This window comes from Sphingobacterium sp. UBA7625 (assembly GCF_002484085.1).
Taxonomy (GTDB): Bacteria; Bacteroidota; Bacteroidia; order Sphingobacteriales; family Sphingobacteriaceae; genus Sphingobacterium; species Sphingobacterium athyrii.
Window position 1 is genome coordinate 18,377 of the sequence record NZ_DLJD01000043.1, and the last position, 20,683, is coordinate 39,059.

The 20,683-nt window shown below is 39.0% G+C and carries 24 protein-coding genes; 7 read left to right on the forward strand and 17 right to left on the reverse strand.

Features of this window, described 5'->3' with window-relative positions:
- The first annotated feature begins 23 nt into the window (after positions 1 to 23).
- On the forward strand, positions 24 to 152 hold the full coding sequence (locus tag B4G94_RS18115; protein WP_262507815.1) for a hypothetical protein: 129 nt from the start codon (positions 24 to 26) through the stop codon (positions 150 to 152).
- Positions 153 to 588: 436 nt separating this feature from the next.
- Here B4G94_RS18115 and B4G94_RS18120 read toward each other — a convergent pair whose 3' ends face one another.
- The 4 genes from B4G94_RS18120 to B4G94_RS18135 form a co-directional block, all read right to left on the reverse strand.
- Positions 589 to 1,842 (reverse strand): PQQ-dependent sugar dehydrogenase, encoded by a 1,254-nt coding sequence (locus B4G94_RS18120; RefSeq protein WP_165306336.1) that lies wholly within the window; start codon positions 1,840 to 1,842, stop codon positions 589 to 591.
- Between the two features lie 165 nt (positions 1,843 to 2,007).
- On the reverse strand, positions 2,008 to 2,253 hold the full coding sequence (locus tag B4G94_RS18125; protein WP_108632247.1) for a hypothetical protein: 246 nt from the start codon (positions 2,251 to 2,253) through the stop codon (positions 2,008 to 2,010).
- 69 nt (positions 2,254 to 2,322) lie between these two features.
- Entirely contained in the window at positions 2,323 to 3,147 is an 825-nt protein-coding gene (murI, locus tag B4G94_RS18130) for a glutamate racemase (protein WP_165306337.1), read from the reverse strand.
- A 54-nt stretch (positions 3,148 to 3,201) separates the two neighbouring features.
- On the reverse strand, positions 3,202 to 4,617 hold the full coding sequence (locus tag B4G94_RS18135; protein WP_286860684.1) for a glycoside hydrolase family 125 protein: 1,416 nt from the start codon (positions 4,615 to 4,617) through the stop codon (positions 3,202 to 3,204).
- A gap of 196 nt (positions 4,618 to 4,813) precedes the next feature.
- Between B4G94_RS18135 and B4G94_RS18140 the strand changes: the two genes are divergently transcribed.
- Complete coding sequence (locus B4G94_RS18140) at positions 4,814 to 6,487, forward strand: gliding motility protein RemB (RefSeq protein WP_286860686.1); 1,674 nt, start codon at positions 4,814 to 4,816, stop codon at positions 6,485 to 6,487.
- A gap of 195 nt (positions 6,488 to 6,682) precedes the next feature.
- Entirely contained in the window at positions 6,683 to 7,102 is a 420-nt protein-coding gene (aroQ, locus tag B4G94_RS18145; protein WP_165306338.1) for a type II 3-dehydroquinate dehydratase, read from the forward strand.
- A 181-nt stretch (positions 7,103 to 7,283) separates the two neighbouring features.
- On the opposite strand, the gene B4G94_RS18150 is transcribed toward aroQ, so the two are convergent.
- Genes B4G94_RS18150 through B4G94_RS18170 form a run of 5 tightly spaced genes read right to left on the reverse strand, consistent with a single transcriptional unit; the run spans position 7,284 to position 10,982 of the window.
- The gene (locus B4G94_RS18150; protein ID WP_286860688.1) at positions 7,284 to 8,258 is read right to left on the reverse strand and encodes a bifunctional riboflavin kinase/FAD synthetase; all 975 of its coding nucleotides are present in this window, start codon (positions 8,256 to 8,258) and stop codon (positions 7,284 to 7,286) included.
- Between the two features lie 55 nt (positions 8,259 to 8,313).
- The gene (truB, locus tag B4G94_RS18155; protein ID WP_286860691.1) at positions 8,314 to 9,036 is read right to left on the reverse strand and encodes a tRNA pseudouridine(55) synthase TruB; all 723 of its coding nucleotides are present in this window, start codon (positions 9,034 to 9,036) and stop codon (positions 8,314 to 8,316) included.
- 9 nt (positions 9,037 to 9,045) lie between these two features.
- Entirely contained in the window at positions 9,046 to 9,840 is a 795-nt protein-coding gene (locus tag B4G94_RS18160; RefSeq protein WP_286860694.1) for an undecaprenyl-diphosphate phosphatase, read from the reverse strand.
- A gap of 15 nt (positions 9,841 to 9,855) precedes the next feature.
- On the reverse strand, positions 9,856 to 10,101 hold the full coding sequence (locus B4G94_RS18165) for a DUF3098 domain-containing protein (RefSeq protein WP_104382545.1): 246 nt from the start codon (positions 10,099 to 10,101) through the stop codon (positions 9,856 to 9,858).
- Positions 10,102 to 10,103: 2 nt separating this feature from the next.
- Positions 10,104 to 10,982: a cell division protein FtsX gene (locus tag B4G94_RS18170; RefSeq protein WP_108632240.1), complete on the reverse strand. Its 879-nt coding sequence runs from the start codon at positions 10,980 to 10,982 to the stop codon at positions 10,104 to 10,106.
- A gap of 218 nt (positions 10,983 to 11,200) precedes the next feature.
- On the opposite strand from B4G94_RS18170, the gene leuS reads away from it, so the two are divergent.
- Positions 11,201 to 13,984 carry a leucine--tRNA ligase gene (gene leuS / locus B4G94_RS18175; protein ID WP_286860701.1) on the forward strand — a complete coding sequence of 928 codons (2,784 nt, stop codon included), beginning with the start codon at positions 11,201 to 11,203 and terminating at the stop codon, positions 13,982 to 13,984.
- 55 nt (positions 13,985 to 14,039) lie between these two features.
- Here the strand turns inward: leuS and B4G94_RS18180 are convergent, their stop codons facing one another.
- A complete protein-coding gene (locus B4G94_RS18180; protein WP_108632238.1) occupies positions 14,040 to 14,321 on the reverse strand; it encodes a GNAT family N-acetyltransferase in 282 nt (93 codons plus the stop codon).
- Positions 14,322 to 14,743: 422 nt separating this feature from the next.
- On the opposite strand from B4G94_RS18180, the gene B4G94_RS18185 reads away from it, so the two are divergent.
- Positions 14,744 to 15,169: a cold-shock protein gene (locus tag B4G94_RS18185; RefSeq protein WP_108632237.1), complete on the forward strand. Its 426-nt coding sequence runs from the start codon at positions 14,744 to 14,746 to the stop codon at positions 15,167 to 15,169.
- A gap of 136 nt (positions 15,170 to 15,305) precedes the next feature.
- Here the strand turns inward: B4G94_RS18185 and B4G94_RS18190 are convergent, their stop codons facing one another.
- The 3 genes from B4G94_RS18190 to B4G94_RS18200 form a co-directional block, all read right to left on the reverse strand.
- On the reverse strand, positions 15,306 to 15,596 hold the full coding sequence (locus B4G94_RS18190; RefSeq protein WP_286860706.1) for an RNA polymerase alpha subunit C-terminal domain-containing protein: 291 nt from the start codon (positions 15,594 to 15,596) through the stop codon (positions 15,306 to 15,308).
- A 174-nt stretch (positions 15,597 to 15,770) separates the two neighbouring features.
- On the reverse strand, positions 15,771 to 16,217 hold the full coding sequence (locus tag B4G94_RS18195; RefSeq protein ID WP_286860709.1) for a hypothetical protein: 447 nt from the start codon (positions 16,215 to 16,217) through the stop codon (positions 15,771 to 15,773).
- Positions 16,172 to 16,360, reverse strand: coding sequence for a hypothetical protein (locus B4G94_RS18200; protein WP_108632234.1), 189 nt, complete (start codon positions 16,358 to 16,360; stop codon positions 16,172 to 16,174). Before B4G94_RS18200 ends, B4G94_RS18195 begins: the two co-directional genes overlap by 46 nt.
- 57 nt (positions 16,361 to 16,417) lie before the next feature.
- On the opposite strand from B4G94_RS18200, the gene B4G94_RS18205 reads away from it, so the two are divergent.
- Positions 16,418 to 16,999 carry a TetR/AcrR family transcriptional regulator gene (locus B4G94_RS18205; RefSeq protein WP_286860712.1) on the forward strand — a complete coding sequence of 194 codons (582 nt, stop codon included), beginning with the start codon at positions 16,418 to 16,420 and terminating at the stop codon, positions 16,997 to 16,999.
- Positions 17,000 to 17,047: 48 nt separating this feature from the next.
- Here B4G94_RS18205 and B4G94_RS18210 read toward each other — a convergent pair whose 3' ends face one another.
- Both B4G94_RS18210 and B4G94_RS18215 read right to left on the reverse strand, forming a co-directional pair.
- Complete coding sequence (locus B4G94_RS18210) at positions 17,048 to 17,893, reverse strand: metallophosphoesterase (RefSeq protein ID WP_165306345.1); 846 nt, start codon at positions 17,891 to 17,893, stop codon at positions 17,048 to 17,050.
- Positions 17,890 to 18,399, reverse strand: a complete 510-nt coding sequence (locus tag B4G94_RS18215; protein ID WP_286860714.1) for a GNAT family N-acetyltransferase — start codon at positions 18,397 to 18,399, stop codon at positions 17,890 to 17,892. The genes B4G94_RS18210 and B4G94_RS18215 overlap by 4 nt, the downstream gene beginning before the upstream one ends.
- 117 nt (positions 18,400 to 18,516) lie before the next feature.
- Between B4G94_RS18215 and B4G94_RS18220 the strand changes: the two genes are divergently transcribed.
- A complete protein-coding gene (locus B4G94_RS18220; protein ID WP_286860717.1) occupies positions 18,517 to 18,996 on the forward strand; it encodes an SRPBCC family protein in 480 nt (159 codons plus the stop codon).
- Between the two features lie 40 nt (positions 18,997 to 19,036).
- Here B4G94_RS18220 and B4G94_RS18225 read toward each other — a convergent pair whose 3' ends face one another.
- Positions 19,037 to 19,657 (reverse strand): hypothetical protein, encoded by a 621-nt coding sequence (locus B4G94_RS18225; protein WP_286860719.1) that lies wholly within the window; start codon positions 19,655 to 19,657, stop codon positions 19,037 to 19,039.
- Between the two features lie 8 nt (positions 19,658 to 19,665).
- Positions 19,666 to 20,328 (reverse strand): hypothetical protein, encoded by a 663-nt coding sequence (locus B4G94_RS18230; protein ID WP_286860722.1) that lies wholly within the window; start codon positions 20,326 to 20,328, stop codon positions 19,666 to 19,668.
- Positions 20,329 to 20,683 lie beyond the last annotated feature (355 nt).

Here is a 20,683-nt window from a genome sequence, read left to right on the forward strand (position 1 = left end):
TCATCATTAATAAAAACAGACTTATGAATTTGCCGAACAAACGTGATTATCACTATAAAAGTGATGAAGGAGAGAAAAATAGCCAATTGAATAAATACATTATGATAGCATGTATCGTTATTGTTATTTTATTGGCAATTTACTTTGCATAATTTGATATCCTCTAATTACGGTAGGAGTAAAAGAATAAATCTCTTACTTAATATCCGTATGGAGGATATCAGCAGATGATTTTAATAAATTTGATTGGAATGTTTAGAGAAGAACGCCTAATTTTTCGGAGAAGGTTGGCCAGTTTTGCGCGTTCTTTTTGGTTCGGTGTTGTTTACAAATCCCCAGTTGGTCACATAGAACGATAAGGGGTTAATTTCTAATAATTTTTTCATTTTTTCTTTTTTTACCATATAATATTTTATTGTTTCGATTAGATATTGTCAATAATCACGCCAAACTTTAGCTTTATGCCAAATTGCCTTTCGTGATCTGATCGGTTTATCGATATCTGATAAAATAAAATTGGAAGAATAGGAAGGGGGGCATAAGACATAATAAGTAGCCCCACATCGGGGCTACTTATCTTTATTAAATTTACTTTTTGTCTATTTTATATAATCTGCCGAGATCAGTAATGGCATATAGCGCACCATCCTGTCCTTGCGTAATATCTCTGAATCGTTGCCCTTCACTGCCGAGTAAGCGTTCTTCGCCAACCACTTTATTGTCTTTTAAGATAATCCGGGCGATATGGGTACTGCTCAGGCCGCAAATAAAGAGGTTATTCTTCCATTCGGGAATGTTCTGTCCGGTATAAAATGTAATTCCGCTTGGGGAGAGGACAGGGTCCCAATAATAAACAGGTTGCTCAAGCCCATCTTTTTGCTGTATACCTGCACCAACTTTATCGCCTTTATATTCTATTCCATAGGTAATGGTAGGCCAACCATAATTTTTACCGGCTTGGACCCTATTGAGTTCATCTCCACCGCGAGGGCCAAATTCAGTTTCCCATAAATCGCCGGTTTCAGGATGAAACGCAAGTCCCTGCGGATTACGGTGTCCATAGCTGTATATCTCTGGTCGTGCATTTGCTTTTCCTATAAATGGATTGCCGGGTGCCGGTTTTCCATCTTTTGTAATGCGTAAAATCTTACCCAGGGCCGCATTTAAATCCTGAGCCAAAGGTCTGGTGACCAAATCAGAGCGTTCACCGGTAGTAAAAATAATGTTCCCTTCTTTATCAAAAACTATTCGCCCACCATAGTGCAAGTTGCCCTTATGGGCTGGAGTTGCCTGATAGATAACCTTCGCGCCCTCGAATGATTTCTCGTCAGCAGAAAGCTTACCTTTGGCAACAGCCGTTAACGTTCCTGCGGGGGTATTGTCCGAAAATACCCAATATACCATTCGGTTTGTTGCAAAATCCGGATCGAGTCTCAATCCGAGCAATCCGCCCTGACCGCTGCTATTCACCGCAGGAAGGCCTTTAATTGGCTCGCTTAATTTCCCGTCGGCACTTGCGATACGCATATCACCTTCTTTTTCTGTGATCAATAATCTACCATCCGGTAGCGCTGCAATGCCCCAAGGGGACTTTAATCCTTCGGCAATAACTTTGCCTTCAAAGGCGGAGGTTGTTTTCGCTCCGGCGATTCTGGTTTGTCCGGCAAAAGCAGGTTTGTAATCCGTATTTGCTTTTTGAGTTTCGACTGGTGGATAGCTAGTCGTATCCGTACCCGGATTTGATGTGCTATCTGAACCGGAATTTGAATTTGCATGATTGGAATTACAGGCGGTCAGGCCTAGTGATATCGTTAAAAGGCTTATTGTCAGTTTGGTTTTCATTGTTGATGACTTATTTTTTTGTCTTATTGTTCCGTTGAAGATATTAAAAATTAATGAAATGCTTTCTGATATCATGTAATAAATTTATCGACATTTATCACAACATCATTAAAAATGAGAAAGATAAAAACTTCGCCCATTCTGTTGACGGTTTCGGTGTCTAGGCTAAGGCATATTCAAACAATGTGTCAATATCTTTTGCAACTCATTTTCTTTGTTGACAAAATAATCGCTCACTTCTAATGTTGCATTGGTGCTTAAATTGTAGATGCATACGGGAACATAGTTTGGCTGAGCAGAAGTCTCAAAAGTTTTAAAATAGTCCGCGCTTTCCTGAAAAGTTGAAAACTCTTTGGATTCACAATGTTGTGTTTCCTCATTATATGCGATGGTTATAAAATTTTTTTTCATTGTCGCTCCTTTATCAGGAATAACGAAAAGTAAACGACAATAGTTTTAAAAATTCATCGCTTTTTATTTTTAAACGCTGATATGGCTTGCATCCACCTCTTTTCCAAAGAATATTTTTGCTTTGGTTTCAAAATCCCTGGGGTCATCCGTAGTGTAGAAGGCCAATTGACTGTTTTTGGAACAGCAAGCCTCTATTTCGACATGTCGGTGCAGGTAATCCTGTAGGCTGTTGGCAACAATAGGTCCCTGGGAAATAATATTGACATTTTTGGGGACATATTTTTCGATGACAGGCAATAGTAGGGGATAGTGTGTACACGCTAAAACAATGGTGTCAATTTGATCACATTGCTGTAATAGCTCATGGATATCCTTTTGAACAAAATAGTGTGCTCCTTCCGTGTTAATTTCGTTGTTTTCGACCAAAGGAACCCAAAAAGGACAGTCGTGTTGAAATACTTCAATTTCCGGATTGAATTTATGGACCTCTATTTTATAGGATTCTGATTTTACAGTTCCTGTTGTGGCAAGGATACCGATTTTATTTGTTTTTGTATAATTATGGATGATTTCTGTGGTTGGCCTGATGACGCCAAGAACTTTTTTTCCCGGTGGAAGATCGTTTTGCTGAATCGTTCGTAACGCCTTCGCAGAAGCAGTATTACAGGCTAAAATAACGAGATTACAGCCTAGATCAAATAGTTTAAATACACATTGTTTGGTATAGGCATATACAGTCTCAAACGAACGCGTACCGTAGGGGACACGTGCATTGTCGCCTAAATAGATATAGTCATATTGGGGCAAAAGCTGTTGAATTTCCCTGAATACCGACAGGCCTCCATAGCCGGAGTCGAAAATTCCAATAGGACCAGAAGTTAATGTATTATCCATAACGCAATGCTATAAGTTACATCCACCTATAACATTGCGTTATAAGATTCAGTTTTACTGAAGCAAAGATGGTTTCTCTTTATATATTTTCCAAATTAATTCGCCAAATAATGTATTGGTCCAGGCAAACCAATGTCTGGTGAATTTTTTTGGATCGTTTTTATGGAAGGATTCATGCATAAATCCTGTCCCGCCGTGTGTACTCACTAACGTTTTGATACAGTTGCGGATCTCCTCATCATTTGTCGACGTCTGTGCGCGCATAATAATGGACATCGGCCAAATCATGTCACGACCGATGTGGGGACCGCCAATGCCCTCGGCTGCGGTACCTTTAAAGAAGAATGGGTTCTTGTCAGACAGAACAAAATTACGTGTGCGCTGATAGACTTCATCATGGATGTCGACGGCGCCTAAATAAGGCAGAGCCAATAAACTTGGGATATTGGCGTCATCCATCATTAAGTGACTTGAATAGCCGTCTACTTCAAAAGCATAGATCTTTCCCAGTGTTGGGTGATCGATAATTCCATATTTATTTACGGCTGCTTCCACTTCATTGGCGAGTGCTTCCATTTTTGATGCAAGTGCCTGTTCGTTTTTAACCTTTTTAAGAATTTCAGCAGCTTGTCTCAAGCTAACAACCGCAAATAAGTTGGAAGGAATCAAAAACGAGAAAATAGTTGAATCATCCGAAGGTCTAAAGCTCGAACAGATCAAACCCACGGGGTTGACGGGATAACCATAGCCATCAACCTGTAAGGTGTCGGATCCTCTGGAGGTTGTCCGTTCAAATTTATAAGGTCCTAAATTATCTTTACGTTGCTGTTCAACAAAAGTCTGATAAATTTTATGTTGAGCTTCCAACCATTCTTCGTTAAATGGGCTGCTGTCATTTGTTTCTTTCCAATAATGATAAGCCAGTCGAATCGGATAACATAGCGAGTCGATTTCCCACTTCCTTTCATGGATTCCGGGTTTCATGCTGGTATGGTCACTAAACCATTCTCCCTTTTTAGTTGGATCATTGTAAAAAGCATTGGCATATGGATCGATGTTAATGCATTTGCTCTGTTTTTGAATTAAACCAACGATGAGCTCCTGTAATTTTTTATCTTTTTTCATGAAAGGAAGATAGGGCCATACCTGAGCACTACTGTCACGAAGCCACATGGCGTCAATATCTCCCGTGATGATGTAGGTATAGTTTCTTCCATTCTGAACATAAGGGAATACTGTGGTGTCCAATGTGTTTGGAAAACAATTGTTAAATAACCAAGCTAACTCCTTATTTTTTGTGTTTTTTTGAAATTCTGCGATTGCATCTTCGACTACTTTACTGGAAAAAAGTCGTTTTTCTTTAGGCGTACGCACGGCAGGAAAAGAATGTTCCTGAGCAAAAGAAAATTTGCTTGCAAATGCACCTGCTGTCAATAAGGTTGCGTTTTGGATAAATGTTCTGCGTTTCATGCTTATTAGGGCTGATTTTTTGTTATACAAGGTTATTTACTAAGATGCAAGATATAAATATTTTTGAATATAACGAACAGCAAATACGATTTAGCATTATAATATTGACTTCGAATGTGAATAAAGTCATTTTTATTCGGTTAATTTGCAGTTAGGAATGCATTTTGCTAGAAGAAATAATCTTTGAAATAATTTTATGGGGCTTAATATATCAAAAAAAAGTAATTTACTTCGAATTGTGCTGGCTGGCATCGGGGTAAGTGCCTCCTTTGCAGGGTTTGGGCAAATTAAAAGTCAGCCGTATTCGTATCATTTCTATCAGAAAATGAACGATGTTGTGTATTCAACGGAGACGAGAATGCACACAACAGCTAAACCATTTGTCATCAAGGATTCTTTGTTGCTGGCCAAATTTGACTCGATACAATCCAATAAACCGGTTTCTTCGTCAAATTGGTTCATGCGGAAGATCTTTAATGAACATTTGGTTCAAGTAGAAAAAGACGATTACACGTTCTATGCCGACTTTTTGCCGGATATGTATATCGGAAAGGATATGCAGGGTGACAAACGTCGGACATGGATGAACGGAAGGGGATTTCAGGTAGGACTGAATGTGGGGAATAAATTCACATTTAACTCATCTGCATTTGAAAGCCAGGCGGTTTTTCCAAAATATCTGGACGATTATATTGTGGCTAATAAAGTAATTCCCGGTCAGGGAAATACCAAATTTCAGTCGAAAAATAAAATGGACTGGATGTATGCGACCGCAAGCATGACCTACGATGCGCACAAATATATCCAAGCGACCATCGCGTACGACAAGAATTTTATTGGTGATGGTTATCGTTCGATGTTGCTTTCTGACTTTTCATCTAATTATGCGCATCTGAAACTGACCGGTACGATCGGGAATGTACAGTATACTTCCATCTGGGCCTATATGAATGATCCAACGCATCCAAGACAAGATATCAGTGGGACCTATCCTATGGAAGGGCAAAATAACAGACGTTTGGGCGATGGAAAAAAATGGGGAGCCTTTCAATACCTGGATTGGAATGTGACCAATAAATTATCCGTTGGTTTCTTTCAGTCTGTCGTTTGGGCAGCACAAGATGAGGGTGGAAAAAGAGGATTTGACTTCAGTTATTTGAGTCCGATTATCTTTATACGTCCTGTCGAGAGCAATAACCGCACATCGCCGGATAAAATGTTTTTAGGGGCTACTTCAAAATATAAATTGCCTTATAACTTGACTGTTTATGGTCAGTTTCTATTGGGCGAATTTACGGCTAAGGAATTTTTTGCGGGCAACGGTTATGCACATAACAAATGGGGAGCGCAGTTGGGGCTAAGAGGCTACGACATGTTTGGTGTCAAAAACCTAAACTTCCTAGCGGAGTACAATACAGCTAGGCCTTATACCTATGCACACTTTAAATCCTATTCCAACTACAGCAACAATGCCGAACCATTGGCGCATCCAAAAGGTGCTAACTTCAGGGAATTGGTCGGTCTGGTAAACTACGCCTGGGACAGATGGGACTTTTCATTACAGGGGATGTATACACAAAATGGACTGGATCTGCCTGACGGAAGCAATATGGGAGGGAATATCTTTCAATCGTATAACACCATTCCAAATATGTATGGAAACCATATTGCGCAAGGGATCAAGAATAATATCTATTATGCCGATGCGAAAGCAGCATATGTACTCAATCCCAAATATAATCTTCGGCTAGAATTAGGCTATATGCAACGTTATGCCAAAGCACAGTACGAGACGCCTGTCGTGAATAAATCAGGGGTGTTTACATTTGGACTTCGTTCGAGTTTCAGAGCAATCTATAACGATTTATAGGAAGTTTTTATATATTTGAAGCACATTATTGAGCTTATGAAAACATCATGATTATTCAAGCCTTATATGGAATGTATAATTATGATGTTTCTTGTTTAATAAAACTGTTTCATAGCCTTCGAGGTCTCTGCTACAGCTACCAAATGTAGCCGGCATAGATCGAATCGCTAATATTGTCTAAATTATTAAATACGGATGAAAAAAATCCTTGTGTTAAATGGCCCAAATTTAAATCTATTGGGTGTTAGGGAAAAGTCAATTTATGGAAGTCAGGATTTCCTGAGTTATTTCGAGGAATTGAAAAAACGCTTTTCAACGATTCAACTGGAATATTTTCAGAGCAATTCCGAAGGGATATTAATTGATAAAATTCATGAAGTTGGCTTTGAGTACGATGGAATTGTAATGAATGCTGGCGCATATACGCATACCTCTGTTGCTATTGGTGATGCTATTGCCGCTGTTCAGACACCGGTCATTGAAGTTCACATCAGTAATGTGTATCAACGGGAGGAATTTCGTCATCATTCTTTCTTGGCCAAAAATTGCAGGGGAGTGATTTGTGGTTTCGGATTGGATAGTTACCGGCTTGGCATCGAAGCGCTGTTAGTTTAAAAACTTATTGGTAAAAGCTTAGTTTGGTTCTCATCAGCAATGCTGCAGGTATCATGTAACGCATTGAAAAGTGTCGTGGCTACTTCTGAAAAATGGTATTTTAGTGAAATCAGGATGCGAAGCGTAATTTATTTATAAAAAGAAAAGCGGGAATTCCCGCTTTTCTTTTTATAAAGGTATATTATGCAATAAGATTTCTTATTTCTATTTCATCTGCTTTGATCTGCGCTTTCATTTCCTCCAGTGAGTCAAAACGTTCATCGTGGCGGATAAAGTGAAGGAATTTGACGCGTAGTGTTTTGCCATAAATATCCTGATCAAAGTCAAATAGACTGATTTCAATCGCACGATTCATTCCGTCAACAGTAGGCCTTGTGCCAATATATCCCATACCCTTAGCGATTGATACAGGATTCTCTTCTTTATACTCGCCTGTAGTGATATTTTGGATATGATTGTATATAAAGACCTCAACGGCATAGATTCCGTAGGCAGGAATGAGTTTATGAGGTTCATGCACCTGTAGATTGGCTGTCGGAAACCCAATGGTACGCCCGATTTGATCCCCTCGGATCACAGTTCCTGTCAATTCAAAAGGATAACCTAAATACAGGTTGGCCGTTTTGATATCACCTTTAATGAGTGCTTCACGGACACGGGTGGAAGAGACGGCAATATCATTGATATCCTGTTCTGGGATTTCGTCCACACTATAATCAAATATCGAAGCAAATTGTTCCAAGTCTCCTAAGGAACCTTTACGGTCTTTTCCAAAATGATGGTCATATCCGATAACAATCTTTTTGGTGCCCAATTTTCCTACAAGCACATTGCTGATATATTCTTCAGGAGTCTGATTGGAAAAATCACGGGAGAAGGGGATAATGATCAAATGGTCAATACCCACTTTGCTTAACTGGCTCACTTTCTCTTCAATATCATTTATTAGCCGTAAGCTATCATCATCTGGATTAATAATTAACCGGGGATGAGGAAAAAAAGTAAGCAATATGGTTTCGCCGTTAATCTTTTGTGCAGCCTCCTTTAAGTGGACTAATATTTTTTGGTGGCCGATATGAACACCGTCAAAAGTACCAATGGTAACGACTGCATTTTCAACGGGAGTGAAATCTTCTAAACTTCTGTAGATTTTCATTTATAGGATTTTTTGCAAAAATAAGATAAAGAATCAATAAAAAGTGCCGATAGGGTTATTTAATGATTTCTTTATGACGTTTTATTTCGGCGATAAGCTGTTCGAGGTTCCAAGCGTTTTCGACACGATAATCACCACTTTTGGTTCGTCTTAATGAACTTAAATGTGATCCACTCTGTAATACTTTTCCAAAGTCGTACGCCAAGGATCGGATATATGTACCCTTTGAACAGGAAATACGAAAATATACGTTGGGAAGTTCAATCTTTTCTATTTCAAAGCTATTGATCCGTACCTGCCGGGATTTTATTTCGACATCTTCACCGCGGCGTGCTTTTTCATAAACACGTTCCCCATTGATCTTTATAGCAGAGTGTGCTGGAGGAAATTGTTGGATATCACCCACAAATGATTTTGCAGCATCCAATATCATTTGTTCGTTAATATGTGTGATCGGGAATGTCTCGTCAATTTCGGTTTCCAGGTCGTAGGAAGGGGTAGTGCCTCCTAGTGTAATTGTACCTGTATATTCTTTGTCTTCAGCCTGATAGCTGTCGATCTTTTTTGTTAATCTACCGGTGCAGACAATCAATAATCCTGTTGCCAAAGGATCCAGTGTGCCTGCATGGCCAACTTTTAATTTTAATGGTTTTAGTGAGTTCCTGACTTTACCTACAACGTCGAAACTTGTCCATGTCAAAGGTTTATCAATCAACAACATTTCGCCTTCAGCAAAATTAAACTCTGCTGAGTTTTCACCAACCTCTCTGTTTTCCATGAAAAAATTTTAGATAATTTGTAAACTATGACCCGAAAGCAGTAATACCAGTATAATAACGCCAATCACTATTCTGTACCACCCAAAGGCCTTAAATCCATGCTTTGTTAAAAATCCAATAAATGATTTGATGGCAATAATTGCCACAACAAAGCCGATGAGGTTACCAACAATAAGCAGGTTGAGTTCTTCACTTGTAAATGTATTTCCTTCTTTGAAAAACTTCAGGAGTTTAACCGCTGATGCACCAAACATCATTGGTAAAGCTAGGAAAAATGAAAACTCCGCTGCCGCTTTACGTGTTAATTTTTCGGCCATACCACCGATAATGGTACTTGCAGATCGAGATGTGCCTGGAATCAAAGCCAAACATTGGTATACACCGATCATAAAAGCCTGTTTATAGGAAATTTCGTCGGAATCTTCAACAGTAGGTTTATTAAACCATTTGTCTACAAAAAGAAGAACAACCCCACCAACTACCAGCATAACGGCAACCATCAACGGGCTTTCTAAAAGTGAATCGATGAAATCATTGAAGAGTAATCCCAGCACCGAGGCTGGAATAGCTGCAATCACCAGTTTGTAATAGAATGAAAGCGATTTAAAAAACCTTTTATAATATAAAACGAGAACGGATAATATTGTTCCCAATTGAATGACAATTGTAAATAATTTAACAAACGCTGAGGGTTGAATACCCATCAGAGCGGTTGCAATAATCATATGACCTGTGGAGGAGACAGGTAAAAACTCCGTTAATCCTTCGATGATAGCGAGGATGATAGCTTCAATAATAGACATCTGTTTTTAATAAGATTATTCTTCAGTTTTCGTTGTTTTGGGACGATATAGGATCGCAACAAAGCCTAAGGCAAAGCCAAGGACAACAACAATAGGGGCTAACGTAATTTTGGTAAAACTATAAATATCAGTTTCACCTGACATCAGGGCAAAGCCGATGACAACAATGATCAGACTAGCTATAAAAAGCTGATAATTTAATTTGGAAAATACGAAAGAACCTTTATTCACAGATTCTGTAGATTTCTTAATTTGAGCCATTTTTATCTATATAAATCGTTAGATTGAGCTTTTAAATATTTCGTCACAGCAAAGTAGGTGCTGAGGCCTGAGATTAAAATTCCGATGAAGATAACCCCTAAAAAGATAACGGCAAATTCAAACCAGTTGCGCAGAAATACCAATTCAGGTATCTGTTGTTGCGCAAATTTGAGCGTCAATATCAACAATAAAATCGCGATCAGTGAACCAAGCAATCCATGAATAATACCATAAGTGATAAAAGGTTTGCGAATAAAGTTCTTGGTCGCACCGATTAACTGCATGCTTTTAATTAAGAAACGCTGCGAGTAAATGGCTAGACGTATTGTATTGTTGATTAAGGCAACGGCAATAATCAAGAGAATAACAGCGAAGGCTAAAACAATCATACCAATGATACGTACATTTTTATTGACCATATCAATTAACGATTCTTGATAAACCACCTCTTTTATTCTATTATTTTTAGAGATTTTTTCAATGAATGTCTTGATACTGTCTGTATTGGCGTAATTTTCCTTCATATAGACATCCAGAGAAGGTAATAATGGATTATGCCCAAGATATTGCACAAAATCTTCACCGAGATCTTCTTTCAGGTTTTTCGCAGCGATTTCTTTGCTGATGTATACTGAACGAAGCACATAAGGATCTTTTTCAAGATCTTTTTGTAAGGAGAGCACGTCACCCTCACTGGTGCCATCGTTTACAATGACATTCAGGACAATGTTTTCTTTAACGTACTTTGAAAGATTTTTAGCGTGCACCAATAATAAGCCCAACATACCTGTCACCAAGAGCACCAGCGCGATGCTGATCACTGTGGAAACATAGACAGACTTTGTTTTTCTTTTTTGTGTGCTTAATTCGTATTCTGACATAATAAGCAAAAATTTATTTGCGAAAGTAACTAATTGAGCGGAAGATTTCGAATTTATCTTGTAATTACTTTGATAAAAATCAATTCGAATTTTGTTTTCTACCTATGTTTAAATAACTTTTCAATACTAGAATTTATTGTTCAAACTACAAAACTTTTATCACATTTCAGTATTAAAATCGTAATTTCGCAAGTCATAAAAATTCCTTACGAACAAAAATGGAGTATAATCACAAATCATTAGAGAAAAAGTGGCAAAAGTTTTGGGCGGATCATCAAACCTATAAAACATCAGATGCACACCAGAAGCCAAAATACTATGTGTTGGATATGTTTCCTTATCCATCTGGGGCGGGACTACATGTTGGTCATCCTCTGGGATACATTGCTTCGGACATCTTTTCAAGATATAAACGATTAAAGGGCTTCAATGTACTACATCCAATGGGGTATGATTCCTTTGGACTTCCTGCAGAACAATATGCGATTCAAACGGGTCAACACCCTGCTGTTACAACCGAAGCAAATATCAATCGTTACCGCGAGCAGATGGACAACATCGGTTTCTCTTATGACTGGAGTAGAGAAGTCCGTACTTCTGAACCTGAATATTATAAATGGACGCAGTGGATTTTTATGAAATCATTCGATTCTTGGTATAATAAAGAAACGGATAAAGCGGAATCCATTGATACATTGATTGCGAAATTTTCTACAAACGGTTCTACAGCTGTTCAGGCAGTCTCTGACGAAGATGTATTCGTATTCACTGCAGAGGAATGGAAATCTTTTGATGAAGAAACACAACAGCGTGAGCTGTTAAAATATCGCATTGCTTATTTGCGCGAGAGTACGGTGAATTGGTGTGCTGCCTTAGGAACAGTATTGGCCAATGATGAGGTGATCAATGGTGTTTCTGAACGCGGCGGTTACCCGGTTGAACAAAAGAAAATGATGCAGTGGTCTATGCGCATTACGGCGTATGCTGATCGCCTGTTGAAAGGTCTGGATACCATTGATTGGCCAGAGCCGTTGGTAGAAATGCAACGTAACTGGATTGGTAAATCTGTCGGCGCTTCGGTGAAATTCCCCGTTCCGCAGCTGGATACCGCGATAGAAGTTTTCACAACACGTGTAGATACCATTTTTGGTGTTTCATTTGTTGTTTTAGCACCGGAACATGAATTGGTCGCATCGTTGACGACAGCCGAACAAAAAGCTGAAGTTGAAGCTTATATTGAGAAAACATCAAAAAAATCCGAATTGGATCGTATGGCTGATACCAAAACAGTGTCGGGTGCTTTCACAGGTGCTTATGCCAAACATCCTATTTCAGGTCGGGATGTTCAGATCTGGATTGCTGATTACGTGCTTGCCGGATATGGAACAGGAGCGGTTATGGCTGTACCTAGTGGCGATCAACGTGATTATGTTTTTGCTAAGCATTTTAATTTAGAAATTATTCCGATTTCGGATACTCAGCAGATTGAAGAAGAGGCTGATCCGAATAAGGATGGAAAATACATCAATTCTGATTTTATTAACGGTATGACCTATCAGGAGGCTGTGCCTGCGCTGATTGCGAAGCTGGAAGAATTGAAATTAGGTAAAGCGAAGATCAATTTCCGTATGCGCGATGCGATTTTTGGTCGTCAACGTTATTGGGGCGAACCTGTACCAGTCTACTTTAAAAATGGTCTACCATATCTTATTAAAGAAGAAGAACTACCTTTATTATTGCCTGAGGTTGATAAATACTTGCCAACAGAGTCTGGAGAACCTCCTTTAGGGCGTGCCAAAGACTGGAAATATGAGGATCAATATGAATATGAGTTGAGTACAATGCCAGGTTGGGCAGGCTCTTCATGGTATTGGTTCAGATACATGGATCCAAAGAATGAGGGTAACTTTGCTTCAAAAGAAGCTGTTGATTACTGGAAAGCTGTTGATTTATATATTGGTGGTTCAGAACATGCTACAGGTCACTTGTTATATTCACGTTTTTGGAATAAGTTTTTAAAAGATCTTGGCTATCATAATGAGGAAGAACCATTCCGAAAATTGATCAATCAAGGTATGATTCAAGGACGTTCAAATTTTGTCTACCGTGTACTCGATGAAGAGGGCAGAGGAACTAATCAATTTGTGTCCTATGGCTTGAGAAATGATTACAATACAATTCCTTTGCATGTGGATGTCAATATTGTGTCGAATGATGTTTTGGATCTGGAAAAATTCAAAAACTTCAGACCTGATTTTGCGAATGCTGAATTTGTATTGGAAAATGGCAAATACATCTGTGGCAGTGAGGTGGAGAAAATGTCCAAGTCGAAATTCAATGTCGTTAATCCAGATGATATCATTGAGACTTACGGCGCTGATACCTTACGTCTTTACGAAATGTTTTTGGGACCACTGGAACAGGCTAAGCCTTGGAACACCAATGGTATCGAAGGTGTTTACAAGTTTTTAAAGAAAGTATGGCGCCTGTTTCACGATGCCGAAGGTAATTTTAATGTGTCGGATGAAGAGCCTTCAAAGGTCGAGTTTAAAGCTTTACATAAGATTATTAAGAAAGTGGAAGATGATATCGAGCGTTTCTCGTTCAACACCTCTGTTTCGGCCTTTATGATCTGTGTGAATGAATTGACCGATTTGAAATGCAATAAACGCCAGATATTGGAGCAACTTGTTATCGTTCTTCAATCTTATGCACCACATATTACGGAGGAATTGTGGAATTTATTGGGGCATGAGGCAGGTACGCTTTCCCAGGCAACTTATCCTACGTTCAAACCAGAATATCTAGTCGAGTCTGAATTTGCATATCCGGTCTCTTTCAATGGTAAGATGAAGTTCAATCTATCACTCACTTTGGATTTGGATCAACAAACCGTTGAAGAAATGATCAAGGCACATGCGGATGTGCAAAGGCATCTGGACGGCAAGCCTATTAAAAAGATCATTTTTGTAAAAGGAAAAATAATCAATATTGTAGCTTAGTCCAAACCGCTATCAAGAATAAAAGCCATTTTGTCCCAGTGATAAAATGGCTTTTTTAGGCTAATACGTCCTGAAAGGCAATTGTTTTATCAAAAATTGATTTAGCGTATGGGCAATTTGGAATAATCTTGGCCTCGTTTTTCCGGGCATAATCCACTGCTTCAAGAACGAGTTTTTTACCGACACTCATCCCTTTATATTCGTCATATACCTCGGTGTGGTCTATGGAGAACTCGTTCTCAGTCTGCCATGTATATTCTAAAATCCCAGCCTCATTATTATCTACCTCGGCGATGAAATTACCTCTGTCGTCTCTTTCGATATTTTTTACTTCCATAGTGTTTTTTTCAAAATAACGTCCAAAAGATATTTTTGTTTTATCAAAGTTTCCAATTTTTACTTCGCCAAGTATACAATATGCAGCTATCTATGAGCCTTCTCATTTTTTGAATTTAGGTGAGGAGGCGACCGAATGCTGTATATGGCCTGTCGTTTTGTTACTAAACGGCGTTGCCAAATTTAAATATAAAAGAATGGTGTCTGTACGCTGGCCTCTGCTGAACGTATTAAAAGAACAAAAAATGAATATCTTTTCCTTCGTGAATCTTAGGAGAATTAGGTGATCGACTATCTGATTTCTCCTATTTTTTTTGTACCTTTGCAATTATCTCCTTAGAACACCTCGCATTTTTATCTTTTTCACCAAAGCTCTAAAGGTCCGAAACCTCCTCGGGAACATTTTATTTTAATCCATATTGAATGAGCAAAAGCCAAATTACATTTAACAAAAAAGAACGAGAAAAAAAGAAACTACTCAAAAAACAGCAAAAAATTGAGAAAAAAGAATTCAATAAAACAAACAACGACAAAGGAAAATCTTTGGAAGAATTGTTTGCTTATGTTGATGAACACGGGAATATCTCAGACAGACCTGCGATAAAATTGAAAGAAGGAGAGAGTCCAAGCATGACTTCAAACCATCATGACGAGTACTCTTTCGGAAAAGTTGTCCATTACAATGCAGAGTCCAATTATGGATTCATTAGAGACAATGACACCCAGCAATCTATCTATTTCAATGACCGTCTTGTCGGACAAAAATTGAACTTGAATCAGAAAGTGAAGTTTAAATTCAAAAGTGCTAAACAAGGCGCTCAGGTCACTGAGGTTTTGATTGAGTACTAGTAAACGAAGGTTCCGCTTGTGCTAAAAGCGTTGAATTATAAAGCCCTCAAGCACTTCTTAGTAGCCAGAAACTATGTGGAAGCCAAGCGAGGGCTTATTTTTTATTATCACCTGACAGAATAGCCTTTGGAGCAGCCTACTCCTTAAATTTTAATCCCTTTTCCATTAAAGCCTGACCTAACAAAGGTAAGGAAGTCTTTCCAAGGCCATGGAGCTTCAGCAGGTCCTTCTCCGAATACTGAGCCAGTTTTTCAAGTTGATCTATGCCATGGGTTAAAAGTGCATTTCTAGCGGGGCTACCCAAAAGAGCTAGAAAACCATCTTTAGGTTTCTTTTCCTTTTCGCATATTGGGCATGTTGGGCAGTCTGTACTCTTATAGAAGCTGTGCCCATTAGTACATGTTCTTCTGGTTTTGATTCTTGTCATGTGGCCTATATCTGCTAATTAATTACAATATCAACATTATTCTTCGATTATAGTTTATGCTTTTGCTATTTTAATGTTTGTTGTTCAATAAGATATTCTGGGCGATTTTGAGCGAAAATTTTTCAGAACGTATATTCTATTTTGTTCCAGAATGTGTTTTTTATCGGCTCTGATTTAATTTTGGCTACAAACCAAATGATTGGTTCCATCGGAACTTTTTTTGATATAACGGGGCTGATGAAACAAAAAGTAAAATAGCCCTCCGGTGAAATAGGCAAGAACATCATAAAGATCAGCTGTGTTATAATCCGTATAGTAGGGCATTACCCACTCAAAAACTAGCGATACAATAGCGGCTATAAACCAGATTTGATACAGCGGATAGCCATGTGGATTACCATTGTTAAATAAATAACTTCCCACAACAGATGAGATGTGAACAATGATGGGAACAAAGACAAAATCCGTAAGCCAGCTGTTTAAATATGGAATCGGAAAATGGCAGTGCCGTGTAAATCGGATAAAGAACCAGCACAACCAGTAGAAAATAAATATATTGTCAAAAAGTGCCTTTCCTAATGTGCAAAGGAAACGGCGATCAACATCGCTATTGCTCCGCATGCCATCAAAGTTAAAAACATAAAAAAAGCTGTCTGTTTGCCGAATTTTTTCCATGAACTATCATTAGGATGGATCGGAATGAGTGTCTGTTTTAAGTCGAAGTATTGATTTTTTAGCCAGTTTCCTTTCTTTTTATCTTTCATATGATCTTAATTTTATCATTCATGACACAAAATTAGAACNNGTTCTAATTTTGTGTCATGAATACGAAAGAAAAAATTGTCGCAGCAGCATTAGATGTATATAACAGGGAGGGGATACGTACGGTAACGACACGTCAGATTGCGCGGGAAATGGGGATCAGTGCCGGAAATCTTCATTATCATTTTAAACATACAGAAGATATTATCTTTACTATTTTCGGGCAACTCCAACGTGATTATGATGAAATGGTGGTTTTATTTGATAAGAAAGATCTTGTGCTTCGGGAGCTATTGCGGGAGTTTACGGACGGGTCATATAGATTGATCAATAAATACAGGTTCATTTTTGTCAATTTTGTTGAGGTATGTGCGTGGATCCCTGCAATTGGTGAGTCTTACAGGGATCTTGTCATGCGTCGTGAGGAGCAGTTTGTCTCCCTCTTCAGGTACTACGCTGAGTTAGGGATGTTCCGGCAGGACATACCGATAGCTATACTGAAGGGTTTTATACGTCAGATTTTTATTATATCAGATTTCTGGTATTCGAGTTTTGCAGTACTGGGAGGCCGGTGTCAATCGGATGCGCTGGAAGACTATCGACAAACGATAGAAGTTGCTTTCTATCCATACCTGACCTAATTCCGGTTCTTGCTTGTGACGAGGTTAAACGCAGTGTTATCCATCAACTTAACCTCTTGTTAAAGTAAAAAGGCTTATTTCTGGCCGTGCATTAAAGCGAATCGGGATACTATGGCCAAGGCCCCTGTTGATATAAAGCGTCCGATTTCCATCTAGTTTTTTAACACCCTGGTCATAGTTTTTGTTGGAGACGGGGATTATCGGAGAGCCCCAAAATGGGATCCGAACTTGGCCCGCATGTGTATGGCCGGACAAGATCCACCCTTCATAACCATTCCAAACATCCAGATCAGCAACATCCGGATTATGACAAATGACTAAGCTAGCCTGTTTGCTGTCGTAGTTCTGCATTGTTTTTATCGGGTCGAAGTTTGTTCCCCAGTAGTCGTCCATACCGTAGAGCAACAGGCCAGCTGCGTTTGCACGCTCGTTTCTTAAAACCCTTATTTGATGTTTTGTGATAAGGGCGGTAATCGAATCGGCTGCGGCACTGTCCCTAAAAGCACGTCCATAGTCATGGTTTCCTAAGATTGCCACTGTTAGTATCTTTCCTTTTGGTGCCGCTTGCATGACATCATCAAGGTCATCGAGCGGTAGGGCGTTGTTGGTCAACCGGACGAAATCGCCAGTATAGACAATAATGTCCGGGCTTATTTTTTTAATTTTTTTGAAGCTGTTTTTAATAAAATCTTTATCCACATAGTTACCGATGTGGATGTCCGAAATCTGGACAAGCGTTTTCCCTTCGAGGTTCTCGGGAAGATGTCTTATGGGGAGCTTTAGTTGCTCGTATTTTACCCAATGCGGTTCAATCTGCCAAGCGTAATAGCCGGCCAAAGCTGCAATTAAGATGAAGGAAATAAAACCTTTCTTAAAAAAACGTTTCCTTTTCATTGTGTTTTGGCTAACCAACTGGATTTTGTAACCTGCATATTTAGACTTTTCCAAACTTCATTGCCGATGGGAGTATCGGTTGTGACACCTTCATTGATTTCAAATCCTGCTCCTTCATAGCATTTTATCGCATTGCTGTTCCATGCATACACATTCAGATCCGCGCTATCGTATACATCGTCGATGAAAAGAAGTTTTAGCATGGCGTTTATTGTTTTTCTTCCGAAACCCTTGTTGCGCTCCGTATTGTCAGCAATCAATATGCGGGATAATCGTGGTATACTTCTTTCAAAGTTCAATTCACAATGCCCGATAACGTTTTGTGTTTCTGTACTGACAATTTTATAGGGACGGCATTTGGGATCGTCAATATACTTTTTTAATTGTTCGTCAGTCACTGGAAATGAAAAATATGGACCTGCGAACTGCAGGAGTTCTTCTGGAGATCTGATCCAGGATTTGAAGCAGTCGAAGTCCGCTTCTTCAAATGGAAGCAATGTGATCATAGCCTTATTTTTAATGATATTAGATTGAAGAGTTAAATTAGAGAATTGTTAGACGCTTTCCTAAGAAATTCGTGTTTTTTACGAAATTTGTTCCGAATTCACCGATAGCAAGATTTTATGTCAACACTTGTATTAGACACCACTGTAAATGCACCAATAGGGATAGTTTTTGATCTGGCCCGCAGTATAGACTTACACATGTATTCGACTGGAAAGACAAATGAGAAGGCGATCGCTGGCGTGACCAGTGGACTGATCGAAGCCGGACAGACCGTTCAGTGGCGGGCAAAACATCTGGGTGTATATCAAACGTTGACGGTGCGGATCACAAAAATGGAAAAACCCTATTTTTTCGAAGACAAAATGATACAGGGGGCATTTCAGTCGATGGATCATCAGCATCTTTTCGAAGAGCAGGCTGATGGTACGGTGCTGATGCGGGGTGTGTTTAATTTTAAGGCGCCCCTGGGGCCTTTGGGGCGGTTTGCCGAATGGTCTTTCCTTACAGGTTATATGAGGCGGTTTCTCGAAGAGCGTAACCATATAATCAAGCTGGTTGCCGAGTCAGGAGATTATAGCCGCTATCTGGAAGGGTAGGGTGGAGGATTGCTTTTTAAATGTAGACTGTGTGAGGTGTTTAATGGTTTCTCGCAATGATGTTGAGGTTCGGGTTTTCTTCTAAAAGCTGTTCCTGTAGAAAATCGAATGCACCTCTTTGGTTCATTGTCACCTGATGAATCTTGGTGAATTCATTGTAAAAATAGACGCGGAAACTATTCGGGCCACGGTGGTTCTGTATAATCTTGGTCTCTATACGGTGAATCTGATTGATGGGAATTTTTTTACTTCCAAAAAAAGGAAAAAATACAAGTTCATGCTCCTGAAAAAGGTACGGCGCAATAGTTGCATAGATGCGGACAAGTCTTCGGGTGTACCGCTGATAAATAGCAAGGTCACGACTATTGAGACCTCGTAGGGCAATAATAAATTTCTGATTTTTGGCGTAAACGAACCAGCTGAGCCCGCCGAATAATACGCCGAAATAGACGAACAATGTACTCAAGAGCGGGAGGGACTTGTAAAAAAATGCCAGTTTATCTGAAGCAGCTGTCCACTTATCCAAAAAAACATAGAAGAAGAAGCCATAGCAAAAAAGAAACATCGCTATAAATAGTCCAATAATGGCATTGCGGACTTTGCAGATTTTCCTTATCTCCGTTTGTAAAAATGAACTTTTGTTGGACGAATAACTTTCCATATAATAAATTAATAGTGTGTAGGCTTGTCTTTTGTTCTCAAATACGAGGGTATCTGATTTCGTGCGATGATCGTTAGATTGGGATTTTCCTCCAGAAGCTGTTTCTGTAGAAAATCGAAGGCAGCTATCTGGTGCATTGTTGTCTGACAGATTTTTGTAGCATCGTTATAAAAATAGATGTGGTAGCTGTATGTGTCGCGATAATTATGAACACATTTTGTTTCTATGCGTTTGATCTGATTGATTGGAATCTTTTTACTTCCAAAAAGAGGAAAGAATATAAGTTCATTTTTACAGAAAATGTAGGGCGCAATGGCTGCATATCGCTGAGGAAGTATGCTTGTGTACAGTCGATAGATATCTAAGTCATGGCTGTCGAGCTGCTGTAATGCACTGATATATTTCTGGTTTTTGATAGACAAGGCCCAACTTAATCCAGTAAATAGTATAGTAGGGAATAGAAATATTGTGTAAAGAGATATGGTGGGGCTATGGTAAACAGTCCACTTGTCTGGAGTATCCAGCCACCTGTCCGAAAAAACATATAACGAGATAGTAAAGCAGAGAAGAAAAAATACCATAAAAACTGCGATGGCATTGTTACGGACTTTTCTTATTTTCTTGATCTCGATCTGTATAAATAAACTGTCTTCAGCGGAATAATTATGCATATAATGAATTATGTAGTACAGCAAAGATAACAAGAAGTAAGATTGTTTGGATGTTTCTGTGTTTAAAGTTTCTGCGGTAGTTTTCACTTTTGTTTGGAATTTATGATTTGAATTGTGTTTTATAGATGTGATTTTTCTGTTTATTTAGATGGTGTTATTTTGCTGCAGGATAGTTTGTTTTGTCTTTTCTAATTATTTCCTGGCTGTTTTTTCATGTGGTAAATCTGGTGGTGCTGCACATGAAGCGCTTGTACCACTTATAAAATATCGTTAGCGTAAGGGTGGGGGGCAACACAAGCTGACGTATAGCTGCTGATGATCGTTTGCTCCGTGCTAGCTGATTGGAGTATACCCA

Coding starts and splice junctions, on each gene's coding strand:
- aroQ (WP_165306338.1), top strand. CDS start 6,683: ATGAAAAAAATCCTTGTGTTAAATGGCCCAAATTTAAATCTATTGGGT.
- B4G94_RS18230 (WP_286860722.1), bottom strand. CDS start 20,328: ATGCATAATTATTCCGCTGAAGACAGTTTATTTATACAGATCGAGATC.
- B4G94_RS18140 (WP_286860686.1), top strand. CDS start 4,814: ATGGGGCTTAATATATCAAAAAAAAGTAATTTACTTCGAATTGTGCTG.
- B4G94_RS18205 (WP_286860712.1), top strand. CDS start 16,418: ATGAATACGAAAGAAAAAATTGTCGCAGCAGCATTAGATGTATATAAC.
- B4G94_RS18160 (WP_286860694.1), bottom strand. CDS start 9,840: ATGTCTATTATTGAAGCTATCATCCTCGCTATCATCGAAGGATTAACG.
- B4G94_RS18200 (WP_108632234.1), bottom strand. CDS start 16,360: ATGAAAGATAAAAAGAAAGGAAACTGGCTAAAAAATCAATACTTCGAC.
- B4G94_RS18185 (WP_108632237.1), top strand. CDS start 14,744: ATGAGCAAAAGCCAAATTACATTTAACAAAAAAGAACGAGAAAAAAAG.
- B4G94_RS18225 (WP_286860719.1), bottom strand. CDS start 19,657: ATGGAAAGTTATTCGTCCAACAAAAGTTCATTTTTACAAACGGAGATA.
- B4G94_RS18115 (WP_262507815.1), top strand. CDS start 24: ATGAATTTGCCGAACAAACGTGATTATCACTATAAAAGTGATGAAGGA.
- B4G94_RS18190 (WP_286860706.1), bottom strand. CDS start 15,596: ATGACAAGAATCAAAACCAGAAGAACATGTACTAATGGGCACAGCTTC.
- B4G94_RS18135 (WP_286860684.1), bottom strand. CDS start 4,617: ATGAAACGCAGAACATTTATCCAAAACGCAACCTTATTGACAGCAGGT.
- B4G94_RS18170 (WP_108632240.1), bottom strand. CDS start 10,982: ATGTCAGAATACGAATTAAGCACACAAAAAAGAAAAACAAAGTCTGTC.
- B4G94_RS18180 (WP_108632238.1), bottom strand. CDS start 14,321: ATGGAAGTAAAAAATATCGAAAGAGACGACAGAGGTAATTTCATCGCC.
- B4G94_RS18125 (WP_108632247.1), bottom strand. CDS start 2,253: ATGAAAAAAAATTTTATAACCATCGCATATAATGAGGAAACACAACAT.
- B4G94_RS18165 (WP_104382545.1), bottom strand. CDS start 10,101: ATGGCTCAAATTAAGAAATCTACAGAATCTGTGAATAAAGGTTCTTTC.
- B4G94_RS18215 (WP_286860714.1), bottom strand. CDS start 18,399: ATGATCACATTGCTTCCATTTGAAGAAGCGGACTTCGACTGCTTCAAA.
- B4G94_RS18120 (WP_165306336.1), bottom strand. CDS start 1,842: ATGAAAACCAAACTGACAATAAGCCTTTTAACGATATCACTAGGCCTG.
- B4G94_RS18210 (WP_165306345.1), bottom strand. CDS start 17,893: ATGAAAAGGAAACGTTTTTTTAAGAAAGGTTTTATTTCCTTCATCTTA.
- B4G94_RS18195 (WP_286860709.1), bottom strand. CDS start 16,217: ATGCGGAGCAATAGCGATGTTGATCGCCGTTTCCTTTGCACATTAGGA.
- truB (WP_286860691.1), bottom strand. CDS start 9,036: ATGGAAAACAGAGAGGTTGGTGAAAACTCAGCAGAGTTTAATTTTGCT.
- leuS (WP_286860701.1), top strand. CDS start 11,201: ATGGAGTATAATCACAAATCATTAGAGAAAAAGTGGCAAAAGTTTTGG.
- murI (WP_165306337.1), bottom strand. CDS start 3,147: ATGGATAATACATTAACTTCTGGTCCTATTGGAATTTTCGACTCCGGC.
- B4G94_RS18150 (WP_286860688.1), bottom strand. CDS start 8,258: ATGAAAATCTACAGAAGTTTAGAAGATTTCACTCCCGTTGAAAATGCA.
- B4G94_RS18220 (WP_286860717.1), top strand. CDS start 18,517: ATGTCAACACTTGTATTAGACACCACTGTAAATGCACCAATAGGGATA.